This is a genomic window from Algoriphagus sp. (assembly GCF_029254265.1).
GTDB lineage: Bacteria > Bacteroidota > Bacteroidia > Cytophagales > Cyclobacteriaceae > Algoriphagus.
The window spans coordinates 23,099-36,390 of the sequence record NZ_JAQWXX010000094.1; the positions used below are offsets into that span (position 1 = coordinate 23,099).

The window sequence follows — 13,292 nt, forward strand, 5'->3', positions numbered from 1 at the left end:
TAAAAACAGCTTGTTATCTGATTAAGGGAAAGGTGAGGTAAAATGTAGTTCCTTTATCAATCTCTGTTTCAAACCAGATTTTCCCTCCTGCTGTTTCGACTCCACTTTTCGCAATAGCCAATCCCAAACCTGATCCAGTTGATTTGGTGGAAAAGTTAGGAATGAAGATTTTATCTTTCAAGTCTGGAGATATCCCTTTTCCATTGTCCGTAATTTCCAGAAAAACTGCCTCATCAGTCAACCAAAGCCAAATTCGAATTTCAGCCCTCTTTCCATCCGGGACGGCCTGAACTCCATTGATAATCAAATTGGAAATCACTCTTCCAAATAGCTTATCATCTCCCAAAATGGGAATATTTTCAGTGAAGGAATCATCTTGAAAAATCAAATCTACCTCCTGATTATTTTTAAAAAGCTCAAGAACTTTAAGTAAAACAGATTTGAAGTTCATGAACTCATTTTTCGGCAAAGGCATTTTGGCAAAAGTAGAAAAGGAGGATGCAATCCCGCTCAAGGCATCTACCTGATGGATAAGTGTCTCAAGTGATTTTTTTAATTTGCTTGGATCATCCAACCTTCCGTCATTCTCCAGACGAAGCAAATGCTGAAGCGTCAACTTCATTGGAGTAAGTGGGTTTTTGATTTCATGAGCTACTTGCTTTGCCATTTCTCGCCAAGCAGACTCCTTTTCTGTAGATGCAAGTATTTTTTTACTCGCTTCCAGCTTGAAGAGCATGTTATTGTATTCATTGACAAGCAATCCAATTTCATCTTTAGAGCCCCAGTACATGGGTTCGTTATTTTCAAGATTCGTAGTCTTGAGTTTTTGCGTCAATAATTTAAAAGGGAATGTCAGATTTGTAGAAACGAAATAGGAAACAACTAAAAACAAGATGAAAATGATCACAAAAGCATTGAAAATATTACTCAGCACATCTGCAATCAAGGAGTTTAATTCTGCTTCAGACTCGAAGAAGGGTACTGCCAAGATCCCAAGATTCGCTTTGCTCCCGGAAGAGGGGATCGCGAGGTAAACAGATTTGAATCGAAGTTTACCGATCTGCTCATTTGCCAAAAATTGGTTTTGACCATTTTCCTGGATTTCAGCCAGAGCCCGAGGGTTGATTAATGGAGAAAGAATTTTCTTATCAAAAATATTTGGCCGGTTGGTCGTCTCCAAATACCCTTCATTATCGTAAAGATGAATATCACTTGCAGTAGTATTTGCCAAGCTATTGACTTCTTCAGTGAGAAGATCATTGGGCACAGATCCAGGTTCTTGATTATTCAGAAAACTCCCAAGATTCCCTCTAATTAGAGTTGCTTTTTGAATGTATTGCCTATCCAAATCATCTCGGTAGCTATTTGCCAGTAGTCCTATAGTGATTATGCTGATGATGATAATCGGGAAAAAGAAGGCGAAATTCAGATATAATTGGAGCTTGGTAGAGTAGTTGAATTCAAAACTTCGATAGCCTTTAAAAAGCGTATTGATAAGAATTGTGAAAAAAGTACAGAATACAAAGACTACGAAGAAGAGAGAAATATTTCCAAAAAAATGAGAAATCGTATTGTTTGGAGAAGAAATGACAATTACCTCCTCTCCATTTTTTATTCCAAAGTGATGATACCCCAAGCTATGAATCCCCTCTGTGAAAAAAGAATTACGATCAACCACACTTGGGATGTCTAATTGGAGAAAATTAAAAGAACCAGAACTCCGGATCAATTGGTTTTCTTTGAAAATACCATAGTCGTATCGAACTGGATCAAGCTTGTCACTGTATTTTTTATCCAACAATAATTTAGGATAAACACTACTCGGTTGAATCCGTAATTGGTTCAACTCCAAAAAAATCGTCCCAAGTTGATTATTCTCTTTTGAAACCGGAATGAAGGACACAAATCTGTTTCCCGCAATATTTTCATTACCACGCAGGAAATAAAGACCTCTGACACTGGTTGCAAAGTCACTTTTAATGTAATCCAATCTGAGATTCTCCAATGATTCGCCATCTGAAGGACCAAGGAGCTGCTGACCACCGGAAGAAAAGATGCGAATCTGGACTTCAAACTGATCAAAATAATTATCCAAATAGATTCTTCTGATTTTAGTTTCTATTGGCTCTTTAGAAAAAAGTGGGTCTGAAATCCTATTCTGAATAAATAAATCTTCTTTGATACGATTAAAGATTTCTCCCAAAAAGAACTCTGTCATCACATCATTCTCTATCAAGTTTTGTGTGGCAAACCGAGACTTAGACTGAACCAACTGATATTTTTCTGTCTGAAAAGTACTAATACCCACAATACTCGCCGAGATCAAGCACGCGAAGAAAAAGGTCAAAAAAGTATCTAAGCCAAGACGAAAAACATTTTTAAATAGCTCTAATCGGATAATTAAAAACAGAAAAGTCAAATGAATAACCCAAACCAAAACAGACCAGGTGGAAAAGAAGGATAAGGTAATTCCAACTGGAATTCCTATCCCCATAATAATCAGATAGAGCTGCTTCTTATTTGTACTGATCTTGAGAAGCAAACTGAAAAGTGTCAAAGAAAGCAGGACATAAACTGCTCCCCAAAGAAAAAGAATAATGAAACTCAACCCCTTAAACAAATCGAAAGAAGGAATAGAACTTATATTTAAAGCCCATTGAGAATTGAGCATCAAATCTCTTGGAAGAAACCAAAGCAAATAGAGACTTGTACTGCTGACAAATAGAATGATAAGAAGGAATATTTTAACCTCTATCGGTTCTTGAAAAACCTTAATTTTCTCATGCATCTGCTTCGATGCCAGTTGATAAATAATCAATCCAAAAATAAACACTCCGCAAAGCGTATTGAGGAGAAGGTCTCCAAGACTAGGATTGAGCCAAGAAGAAGCATAATTTCTCGGATTGAAAAGGGAAATATTGAGAAAGCTCCCTGGGAAATCTACCAAAAGCATAATCACTCTAAAGGCTGACAACACTAAGATTGCATATCCTATTGCTTGCCATTTTCTTCCCTTTCGCCATTTTTTGAGGACAAAATCAGAAGACAATAAAAAGTAAAGCAGAAATATTGAAGTGAAGAAAATCAAAATTGCCACATTAATAATACGCCCCGCGGGTACGTAACCAAGTAAAAAATCTACTCCGAAAAGTGGTATGCCAGCTGGATTAACAACCAATCGACCTGTTCCTTCTTCAGGAGCAAAAATTTCAATTCTGCTATTTCCGAAAAGGGCAGGGTTGGCTCCAGTGATGAGATAATCATTCTCTATGTTTCCAGGCCAAATAAGGCGAAGGGCATGAACTATGACATAATTAACCTCATTTCTTCTGATAGGTCGGATTTTAAGGAGCATGGTCCCGTAAGGATCATTGAGAAGCTGATAATCTTTATTCAGATCAACATTTGAAAAATCTAAGGTTAGTGAGAAATCAGACCAGTAGGATAAATCTCCAGATTTATTAAGAATAAAAAAGGGATGCCGATGATCTGGAATTGAAAGTTTACCGAAGCTAAGGCTGTCTTCATTTCGGAATTCCATCAGAACCTGAATGAAATCTTCATCAAACTCACGGTCCACCGCTTGGATTCTATCTTGAAGGTCTTGGAGATAGGTCTCCTCATCACTTTTTTGGAAAAAAAAGAAATTCAAGACTAGGACTGCGAGAAGCAAGAAAGCACTGATTAAGATGATCAGTCTGCGGGATTCATGGCTCATTTGGATGTAAAATAAAAAAAGCAAAGTCCCTGATCAAACTTTGCTCTTTTTTGATTTAGCGTATTGCTAATTTGGCTTTTTTCTTTTTTGCTGCTCGATACCAAAAGAAACCAATTACAGCCGCCATAAGGTATGGCATAATAAATAAATAAAGTATTCCATTGTTCAAACCAGCTCCGATACTTGTATCACCATTACTCACATTATTTTCTACAGAGGCGCGACACATCGCACACTGCGCAAAGGAATTAGTCTGAACTAATAGAAATGCAAAGGCTAAAAATGAATATTGGAATATTTTTCTTAGGGTATTTTTCATAAGAATTTAAGTTTTAAATCAATGAGTGTAATATGGAGATATCATCAGATAGACAATCACTCCTGTAACAGTCACATACAACCAAATCGGAAATGCAAATTTAACTACTTTTCGGTGCTTTTCCCGCTGATCTGTGTATCCATAGTAATAGGCAAATAGAATAGGGAACAAGGCCACCGCAGCCAAAATAATATGGGTGATCAAAAGGAAATAATAAATTGGCCTGATTACTCCTTCTCCACCAAAGGTAGTACTCTCTGCTGTAGCATGGTAAATCACATAGGAAACAAGAAATATTGCCCCTAAAACAAAAGCAGTCGTCATCGCAGCTCTATGGTAAGCAATGTTATTTTGTTTGATGAAAATAACACCTGCAACCAGCGCTAAAGAGGCAGCGGAATTGATAATCGCATTGAGATGGGGTAGAAAATAAACCAAGTCAGTTCCTAGCTCAAGCTTGGAGGGCATAAACAATAAAACCGCAACTACAATTGGAATCAATATTGAAATCCCAACTATCCATCCCTTTACTTTTTGCTCATTTTGGAGCAAGCCTAGCCTATTCGTTTCCATATAATAATATTTTCGCTTCTAACATTAGTAAATCAACATCTTCACGATTTGTTCCAGAATAATAACCTCTAATTCTTCCAAGCTCATCTACCAAAACAAATTTATCACTGTGCGCAAAGTCATCCGGGACACCGAATCCATCCAATGTTGGAAGTATAAAACCACATTTTGCCAATTGATATGTTTCTGCCTTTCCACCACTTAGAAAATCCCATTTCCCAGCTTGAGCTTTATGCTTGTCTGCATATTCTTTCAAGATCTCAGGCGTATCAAATTCTGGATCTATACTGATGGAGAGTATCTGAACGTTCGGTTCATCCCGAAACATGTCATTCACTCGTTCCATTTCACTTGACATTACAGGACAAATTGAAGGACAGGAAGTAAAGAAGAAATCGACAATTGTAATTTTCCCTTCCATTTGGGCCTTACCCACAGGATTACCCAATTGATTTACAAAAGTAAAATCCGGGATGTAATGTTGTGTTGTATCTCCAATAGGGCATTCCAGAAATGGGTTTTCTACTCCTTTTTCGAAAAACACCGGAATATCATAGGTATTATTTCCAAAGCCTTTCAAAAACATGAAAATCAATACCGGAACAAGTAAAATGCATATGAGCACCATTCCTTGAAGTAATCTCAATCCTTTCATAGTTTCTCTTTAACAAAAAAGAAGGTTGAAGTGTCACACCTCAACCTTCTTTTTTTTTAATATTTAATGAATTACCAGCGTAACATGAAAATATCTGATCCTTCTTTCATCAAAGCGATAACCAACCACACCAAGAAAATTAAAGGTACGATGATCGAATAAAATAAAGGCTTAGCCTCTTCGCCAAGGTGCATGAATTCCATCATGATATATTTAGCCTTCCAGACAGTCAAAGCCATGAAAAGGAAATAAAGTAAAATACCCCTATCCATTGTAAAGGCCATAATGAATTCTACAACAGTAATAGCGAGTAGGATACCTGCTGTTTTCCAGATTTTTTTGATCTTTTCGGTATCTCTTGGGAGTACGTTAAGCGTGGATTTATTCTCTTGAATTTGCATAGCTCAATAATTTTTTAACCTTAGATAAGATAGAACAAGGTGAACACAAATACCCAAACCAAGTCTACAAAGTGCCAATAAAGGCCAATTTTTTCTACCATCTCATAGTGACCTCTACGATCATATACACCAACCGCTGCTTGATAGAAGCAAAGGAAAAGTAAGAACACTCCGATGGTCACGTGGAAACCGTGGAATCCAGTGATAAAGAAAAATAAGTTTGCGAAAGAAGCCGGTCCATATTCATTCACGGTAAGGTTTGCGCCATAGATTGTCTCCGTCACCACTTGATTTAAGCTATTCACGTAGGTCATCACAGTACCAGTGTCGGTTCCATGGATAAAGTGATTCCACTCCCATGCCTGACAACTTAAAAAGGTGATTCCTCCAAGAAGTGTCCAAAGCATCCATTTTACCACATCATCTCTGTCATTTCTATGACCAGCTTCAACAGCAAGCACCATAGTTACGGAACTTGAAATCAAAATAAAGGTCATGATACCTACGAAAATCAATGGAGCATGAAGGCCATGCACAAAAGGCAAAGCTTCAAAAACCAATTCAGGCACTGGCCAATATTCGTTTGAACCTGCGAAAGCTTCAAGTGAACCTTCATATGCTGGATAACTTACTCGAATAGAAATATAAGTAATCAGGAATGCAGCAAAGGTGAAGATATCTGATAGTAAGAAAAACCACATCATGAGTTTTCCATAGCTGGCTTTGAAAGGTTCGTTACCACCTCCCCAAATGCCTCTTTTCGAGCTTAGTTCAATAGCAGTAGAATGCGCGGACATAGAATATAAATTTGTACTGGGTTTTAATTTAATGATTCAAAAGCAAAAACATAAACAAATACAACCATAATCCTCCAAGAAAATGCCAATAGGTAGTTGCCATCTCCATAGTATTCATTGATTGAGAATGAACTTTATATTTGAATGTCGAAATTAATACAATAATGAGAAATATCACACCACTTATCAGGTGAGCAGCATGTAATCCTGTAAAAACATATAGAAATGAGCCTGCCGGATTCCCAACGAAAAACACTTCTTTATCTACTAAGGCTACCCAACTGTACCATTGCCCCACTAAAAAAGCAGATCCAAAAATAACAGCACCTAGAAGACCAAGCCTAAGGTTTGAAATATTATCTTTTTTAGCAGAAGCATATGCAAATTGGAGAAACACACTACTAATAACTACTAAAGCGGAAGTGTAATAAAATATTTGGGGGAGATCATACTCAAGCCAATTACCTTCTGCCTGCCTAACGATATAAGCACTGGTCAAAGCAGCAAATATCATCACCACAGTCACCATAAAAAGCCATAATGCAAACTTCTTTGGATGCATGGAAATAGGCTGTTCCACCAAATCAACGTACTTCAGTTCCTTTTCCATCACTGTGGTATTTTATCTAATAAGTAAGCAATCTGCACAATAGGCAAATAAAGGAATGAGCCAAACATGATCTTTAAAGCAGATTTTCGTGAACAATCCCTCATTAAGGAAAAAGTTTGTGCTAGAAATAATACACCACATACAGTAGCGACTATTCCTGAATTCAAACCAGTAAGACCAAAATAACTTGGTAGTAAACCTAATGGTAACAAGAAGAGTGTGTAAATCATGATTTGAACGGCTGTATTCAAATCCTTTCCTCCCCCACTTGGAAGAAGTTTAAAACCTGCTGCTTTATAATCCTCATCTGATACCCAAGCAATTGCCCAGAAATGAGGGAACTGCCAGATAAACTGAATCCCAAAAATGATTAATGCTTCATAAGAAATAGAACCTGTCGCTGCTGTCCAACCTAACAAAGGTGGCATTGCACCAGGTATAGCTCCAACAAATACTGCTATAGGACCTACCCTTTTTAATGGGGTATAGACAAAAGCATATAATACCATGCTTAGTATTCCCAAGCCAGTTGTTAGAGGATTAGTAAAAATCCAGAGTAAACCTATACCTAAAAAGGCAACCAAAGCGGTAAACCAATAGGCTTCTTGAAGAGAAATAATATTTAGGGGAAGTGGTCGATTCTGAGTTCGCTTCATAAGCTTATCAAGATCTCTTTCCATGATCTCATTTGCAGCACCAGAGGCACCACTAATTAAAAATCCTCCAAGCGCAAGTCCAAGAAATCCAGACCAACCAAAAGAAACCCCTCGATCCCCTAAGATGTAGCCGAATACAGCTGAGAAAGTTACCAATGCTGATAATCTGAATTTCAATAATTCAGAATAAGCTTTGATCCTTCCAAGGATAAAACTATTCGAATGGTCAGTTACTTCAACTGTCCTCATAATCAATTTATATTTAATCGAAATTGTCTATGCTCTCTTAGCTGAAGAATCAGAATAAGCTGAACTCCAACAATAAGAGAACCAATAAGTAAATGGATTGGCTGTAGAAAAGCTGGAATACCAAAATATGCCATTCCCATTCCTGTCGCTATCTCCAATATGATTAACCCAATTAATACTTGAGACCACAAATTAACTTGAGATTTCCTGAGAGTGTATTTAAAGGCCCAGAAGAAATACAAAAGATGAATTCCTAGAAGCAATAAAGAAAATGACCGGTGAACAAGGAAATTCATACCAACTAAACCAACCCATTCATCCCTAAGCATATTCCCCATAGATTCTGATATAATATCGATTTGCTCCCTTACCTGTGTACCCAAGACCACCTGGATAAACATCAGAATAATACCAATGATAAGGATCCATTCTACTTTGGTAGGAACATCCATATTAACTCCTTGTCGGAAACTTAATTTTGAAGATCTATGATTTACTATAATCAATAATCCTACAAGAACTAAGGCTAGTATCATATGAAGTGTAATGATCCACTGAAGTAAATTTGTCGATACTACAATAGAACCAATCCATCCAATAAACAAGACCAAAATCAATGATGTAATGGATAGAATTGGAATGGTTTTGTCAATCTTCCAAATAGGTAATGATTTCCAAACTGTTAAGATTATCAGTAAACCTATTACAACACCAACCAATCGATTTAGATATTCAATCCAAGTTTTTATGGGGTTAAACTCTTCTTCGACCAGGATGGACTTATCATTTGAGATTTTCTCTGCTGCATCATTGAATCCAAGCTTTTCAAGTGTTGCTATAAACCTTTCGTTTTTAGCTAACCTTTTTTCAAGGTAAATATCCTGATAATTAGAGGGGAGCTGATCCACATTTGTAGGTGGTACCAAGCTCCCAAAACATTTTGGCCAATCAGGACAACCCATTCCAGAACCTGTACTCCTAACGATGCCCCCAACCAGTATCAGAAAATAAACAGCTATCACCGTGATTGTATTTACACGGCGAAAGCTGTTTATAGTATTATTAGTGTTTAGATTCATTGGCTACTAAAACCTCCTCATCTTCCTTCATAATCTCCAATTCAAGTTTTACCATTTCTTGCTCATGTGGCAAGTTGGATTCTGGAGTGGCGGACAAAGGAACGGTCTGAGGAATAAAGTCCTCTTCAGCACCTGGCTTAGAATAATCATAAGGCCATCTGTATACAGTAGGGATTTCGCCAGGCCAGTTACCATGTCCTGGATACAATGGTGTAGTCCACTCAAGAGTGTTTGATCTCCAAGGATTCAAAGTAGCTTTTCTACCTCTATACATACTGTAGAAGAAGTTGAATATGAAGATAAACTGAGCAGCGAAAGTGATGATTGCAGCTACTGAAACGAACATATTCAAATCAGTATACATATTTGCAAATTCAAAGTTTGTCCAGCTGTAATACCTTCTTGGGAAACCTGCAATACCGATGTAGTGCATTGGGAAGAACACCAAGTATACTCCAACAAAAGTCAACCAGAAGTGAACATAACCAAGTCTTGCATCCATCATTCTTCCGAACATTTTAGGGAACCAGTGGTAAACACCTGCCATTAAGCCGAAGAAAGAAGCAGAACCCATTACCAAGTGGAAGTGTGCTACAACAAAATAGGTATCATGCAATTGGATATCAATCGCTGAGTTTCCAAGGAAAATACCAGTAAGACCTCCTGAGATAAAGAAGGAAACCAATCCAATAGAGAACAGCATTCCAGGCGTAAAGATCAAATTACCTCTCCAAAGTGTCGTCAAATAGTTGAAAACCTTCACTGCAGAGGGTACTGCAATAATCAATGTAAGGAACATGAAAATTGATCCCAGGAATGGATTCATTCCAGACACAAACATGTGGTGAGCCCACACAATAAATGAAAGGATAGTAATACCAAGCATTGAAATGATCATTGCTTTGTATCCAAAGATTGGTTTTCTGGAGTTGGTAGCTATAACTTCAGAGGTAATACCTAAAGCTGGTAGCAATACAATATAAACCTCAGGGTGTCCCAAGAACCAGAATAAATGCTGATATAGAACTGGACTACCACCTGTATTTGGAAGAGCTTCTCCACCGATATAAATATCAGATAAGTAGAACGATGTTCCGAAACTTCTATCAAAAACTAGCAACAAAGCTGCTGCAAACAACACCGGGAATGAAAGCAATCCAATCACTGCAGTTAAGAAGAAAGCCCAGATTGTAAGCGGAAGTCTTGAGAAAGACATCCCCTTTGTTCTAAGGTTAATTACTGTGGTGATGTAATTGATACCTCCAAGTAGGGAAGAAGCAATAAAGAAAGTCATCGCAACTAACCAAAGCGTCATACCTAAACCTGAACCTGGAATAGCCTGCTCTAGCGCCGATAAAGGTGGATATACAACCCATCCCCCACCAGCTGGACCTGTTTTAATAAATAATGAAATAAACATGATCACACCGGACAAAAAGAAGAACCAGTATGAAAGCATATTCATAAATCCAGAAGCCATATCTCGAGCTCCGATTTGTAATGGAATTAGGTAATTGGAAAATGTACCACTTAATCCAGCTGTCAATACAAAGAATACCATGATGGTACCATGCATAGTGACTAACGCTAGATAAAAGGTAGGATCCAAAGCTCCAGTATCATCAATCCAACCTCCCAAGATCGGTCTTAAGAAAGACATATCCATATCTGGGAAGCCAAGCTGAAGCCGGAACAAAATGGAAAGGAAACCACCAATAATCGCCCAAAACATACCCGTGATTAGAAATTGCTTTCCAATCATTTTATGATCTTGAGTGAAGATGTATTTCGTTACAAAATTATCATGATGCTCATGATCATGATGATCGTGTGCTGCGGTGTCATGATTTGCTACAGTTGCTGAAGCCATAATCTTTATAATTTTGTGTTTATTTCTTTAATTGAATCTCTGCAAGTTCTTTTGTTTCAGCTGGAAGACCTTCTGCTAAAGAAGGATTCATCTGAATAAAAGACTTTTGTTCTGATAACCACTTCTGATAGGCTTCTGGCTCTACCACCTCAATCACCTTCTTCATAGAGAAGTGCCCTCGCCCACAAATTTCTGTACAAGCAATTTCGTATTCAAATTCAGGATCATTCAACTCAATTCTCATTTCAGCAGTAGTTTTGGTAGGGACAAACCAGAATCTGGTTGGCATACCTGGCACCGCATCCATCTTCAATCTCATGTGAGGAGCGAAAACAGAGTGAAGTACGTCTCTAGCTCTGATTTTAAAGAGAACTGGCTCTCCTTTAGGGATAACTACCTTTGGAGACGGGAAATCATCAATTGAATTTTTGTCGGTAAAATCAACTCCATGCGAATTAGACGCTGTAATCAATCTATAATCATAATCTCCAAGTACATTGTCAGTCCCAGGGTATCTTACTTCCCATGCAAACTGATAACCCATAATCTCAACGACATGAGCCTTTTCAGGAGCGGGAGCAGTAATATCGGACCAAGCCATCCAACCTGAAATAACTAAACCAGCTAATACAATACCCGGAACAATTGTCCAAATAATTTCTAGTTTATTGTTATCAGGATAAAATGAGGCCTTTCTCTTCTCGCTGTATTGATATTTATAAGGGAAAATAAAAAGCAAAACGTGTGTAATGAGAAACACAACACCTGTTACAGCCATAGTAATCCAAAATAGCTTGTCCGTAACCATACCGTGCTCAGAAGCTATAGGCAGCTGATAATTATCAAACTCCTTAATAGAATACCAGAACATTAAAATGCCGGAACCTACTAAAAACAATACGAATAATATCGCATTCACCTTATTACTTCCAGAGGCTACTTTTTTATCTGAGCCTTTTACAACTGAAACCAACGTTTGGATTCTATAAACCATCCAAATTATGGAAAGTAATAATAGAACACCTACTCCAATCAGAAATCCGTACATACCTTAATTTTTTAGGCTGTTATTAAATATGATGATGATAACTCTCTTCAAGCATTGGGTGATTTTTAGGAATCAAATTCCCTTTGGCTAAGCCTCCTAACACCACCAACGCCACTGCTGAACCGTAGACTAAGAACATCCCAACTTCCATGAACCCAACTCCTCCATTATGTCCAAGAGTACCAGGCTGTACCATTAAGAAGAAATCTACCCAGTGACCTGCAATGATCAAAGAACATACTAACTTCAAGAATACGCCATGTCTTTTAGCATCTCTAGTCATTAAAACTAGGAAGGGCAACACAAAGTTCATCCCTATATTTACGAAAATGAACGGTCCATACACGTCACTTGACAGTCTCTCAATAAAATAAACTGATTCTTCAGGTATATTGGCATAATAGATCAATAAGAACTGAGAAAACCATAGATATGTCCAGAAGATAGTAAAACCAAACACAAACTTTCCTAAGTCATGTATGTGGTTTTCATTGATCATTTCTAAATATCCTTCTCCCTTCAAAAAGATGGTAAGCAAAGTCATTGCCGACAAACCAGCAACGAACCATGAAGAAAAGACATACCAACCGAAAAGGGTGGAGAACCAATGCGTGTCAATTGACATTACCCAATCCCATGCAGAAATCGAAGATGAAACTGCAAAGAAAATAATAAAGTAAGCAGACATGCTTCTGATTTTATACCATGAAGTACTTCCACCAAGGGTATCCTCCGCATAGGAAAGCTTTTTCAATTTATTAAAGAAAAACACCCAAAATCCGAAGAACAAAACCATTCTAGCGATATAGAATACAGGGAATGTTCCTTTCGCCATTGGCCAGTAAAAGAAAGCACCTTTTCCATCAATGATTTTATCATATTCAGGGGAAGCTTTGTCAAACAAATAGCTATGTGTCCAGTGAAATAAATCATGATTTGCTAAAAAGAAGGTAGCAATCATAAGAACAGCTGCATAAGGAAGCCAGTTTCCAAAAGAAAGCATTACTCTTACAATTGGAGCTGACCAACCTGCCTGAGCAGCATACTGAATAGCAAAGAAGAATACTCCTACAATAGCAATACCAGTGAAATACACATTGTTTATCCAAAGGTTAGCATAAAGTCGCTCGTACCAATGGAAAGCATGAGCACCTGCTTCAGCTCCCTCTTCATGATGACCGCCAAAAATTGCCATGACAATACCTATGCCTAGCAAAATAGCGCCAATGACCAAAACTGTCATGATCGACTTCATAGTCGATGCCTTGAACTCAAACTTTTGATCCAGATTATAGTGTTGTGCGTCGTGAGCCATAA

Annotated in this window: 12 protein-coding genes; all 12 read right to left on the minus strand. The window is 37.7% G+C overall.

What is annotated here, in order from left to right; all coding sequences use genetic code 11:
- Positions 1 to 13: 13 nt before the first annotated feature.
- Positions 14 to 3,718, minus strand: coding sequence for an ATP-binding protein (locus P8O16_RS14000; protein WP_300316063.1), 3,705 nt, complete (start codon positions 3,716 to 3,718; stop codon positions 14 to 16).
- A 55-nt stretch (positions 3,719 to 3,773) separates the two neighbouring features.
- On the minus strand, positions 3,774 to 4,037 hold the full coding sequence (locus P8O16_RS14005) for a hypothetical protein (protein ID WP_300316064.1): 264 nt from the start codon (positions 4,035 to 4,037) through the stop codon (positions 3,774 to 3,776).
- Positions 4,038 to 4,055: 18 nt separating this feature from the next.
- Positions 4,056 to 4,610 (minus strand): DUF420 domain-containing protein, encoded by a 555-nt coding sequence (locus P8O16_RS14010; protein WP_300316065.1) that lies wholly within the window; start codon positions 4,608 to 4,610, stop codon positions 4,056 to 4,058.
- Positions 4,597 to 5,265, minus strand: a complete 669-nt coding sequence (locus P8O16_RS14015) for an SCO family protein (protein WP_300316066.1) — start codon at positions 5,263 to 5,265, stop codon at positions 4,597 to 4,599. Before P8O16_RS14015 ends, P8O16_RS14010 begins: the two co-directional genes overlap by 14 nt.
- 71 nt (positions 5,266 to 5,336) lie before the next feature.
- Positions 5,337 to 5,666, minus strand: coding sequence for a cytochrome C oxidase subunit IV family protein (locus P8O16_RS14020; RefSeq protein WP_300316067.1), 330 nt, complete (start codon positions 5,664 to 5,666; stop codon positions 5,337 to 5,339).
- Positions 5,667 to 5,686: 20 nt separating this feature from the next.
- Positions 5,687 to 6,463, minus strand: coding sequence for a cytochrome c oxidase subunit 3 (locus P8O16_RS14025; protein WP_300316068.1), 777 nt, complete (start codon positions 6,461 to 6,463; stop codon positions 5,687 to 5,689).
- A 28-nt stretch (positions 6,464 to 6,491) separates the two neighbouring features.
- Positions 6,492 to 7,073 carry a cytochrome c oxidase subunit 3 gene (locus tag P8O16_RS14030; protein ID WP_300316069.1) on the minus strand — a complete coding sequence of 194 codons (582 nt, stop codon included), beginning with the start codon at positions 7,071 to 7,073 and terminating at the stop codon, positions 6,492 to 6,494.
- Positions 7,073 to 7,978 carry a heme o synthase gene (gene cyoE / locus P8O16_RS14035; RefSeq protein ID WP_300316070.1) on the minus strand — a complete coding sequence of 302 codons (906 nt, stop codon included), beginning with the start codon at positions 7,976 to 7,978 and terminating at the stop codon, positions 7,073 to 7,075. The genes P8O16_RS14030 and cyoE overlap by 1 nt, the downstream gene beginning before the upstream one ends.
- Positions 7,979 to 7,980: 2 nt before the next feature.
- On the minus strand, positions 7,981 to 9,057 hold the full coding sequence (locus P8O16_RS14040) for a heme A synthase (RefSeq protein WP_300316071.1): 1,077 nt from the start codon (positions 9,055 to 9,057) through the stop codon (positions 7,981 to 7,983).
- Positions 9,041 to 10,927: a cbb3-type cytochrome c oxidase subunit I gene (locus tag P8O16_RS14045; RefSeq protein WP_300316072.1), complete on the minus strand. Its 1,887-nt coding sequence runs from the start codon at positions 10,925 to 10,927 to the stop codon at positions 9,041 to 9,043. Before P8O16_RS14045 ends, P8O16_RS14040 begins: the two co-directional genes overlap by 17 nt.
- Before the next feature lie 19 nt (positions 10,928 to 10,946).
- Entirely contained in the window at positions 10,947 to 11,975 is a 1,029-nt protein-coding gene (locus P8O16_RS14050) for a cytochrome c oxidase subunit II (protein ID WP_300316073.1), read from the minus strand.
- 22 nt (positions 11,976 to 11,997) lie between these two features.
- A complete protein-coding gene (locus tag P8O16_RS14055) occupies positions 11,998 to 13,290 on the minus strand; it encodes a quinol:cytochrome C oxidoreductase (RefSeq protein WP_300316074.1) in 1,293 nt (430 codons plus the stop codon).
- Positions 13,291 to 13,292: the final 2 nt, after the last annotated feature.

What these genes read in the sequence shown, in the direction of transcription:
- P8O16_RS14010 (WP_300316065.1), bottom strand. Translation starts at nt 4,610, where the DNA reads ATGGAAACGAATAGGCTAGGCTTGCTCCAAAATGAGCAAAAAGTAAAG.
- P8O16_RS14050 (WP_300316073.1), bottom strand. Translation starts at nt 11,975, where the DNA reads ATGTACGGATTTCTGATTGGAGTAGGTGTTCTATTATTACTTTCCATA.
- P8O16_RS14030 (WP_300316069.1), bottom strand. Translation starts at nt 7,073, where the DNA reads ATGGAAAAGGAACTGAAGTACGTTGATTTGGTGGAACAGCCTATTTCC.
- cyoE (WP_300316070.1), bottom strand. Translation starts at nt 7,978, where the DNA reads ATGAGGACAGTTGAAGTAACTGACCATTCGAATAGTTTTATCCTTGGA.
- P8O16_RS14015 (WP_300316066.1), bottom strand. Translation starts at nt 5,265, where the DNA reads ATGAAAGGATTGAGATTACTTCAAGGAATGGTGCTCATATGCATTTTA.
- P8O16_RS14040 (WP_300316071.1), bottom strand. Translation starts at nt 9,057, where the DNA reads ATGAATCTAAACACTAATAATACTATAAACAGCTTTCGCCGTGTAAAT.
- P8O16_RS14055 (WP_300316074.1), bottom strand. Translation starts at nt 13,290, where the DNA reads ATGGCTCACGACGCACAACACTATAATCTGGATCAAAAGTTTGAGTTC.
- P8O16_RS14045 (WP_300316072.1), bottom strand. Translation starts at nt 10,927, where the DNA reads ATGGCTTCAGCAACTGTAGCAAATCATGACACCGCAGCACACGATCAT.
- P8O16_RS14020 (WP_300316067.1), bottom strand. Translation starts at nt 5,666, where the DNA reads ATGCAAATTCAAGAGAATAAATCCACGCTTAACGTACTCCCAAGAGAT.
- P8O16_RS14005 (WP_300316064.1), bottom strand. Translation starts at nt 4,037, where the DNA reads ATGAAAAATACCCTAAGAAAAATATTCCAATATTCATTTTTAGCCTTT.
- P8O16_RS14000 (WP_300316063.1), bottom strand. Translation starts at nt 3,718, where the DNA reads ATGAGCCATGAATCCCGCAGACTGATCATCTTAATCAGTGCTTTCTTG.
- P8O16_RS14025 (WP_300316068.1), bottom strand. Translation starts at nt 6,463, where the DNA reads ATGTCCGCGCATTCTACTGCTATTGAACTAAGCTCGAAAAGAGGCATT.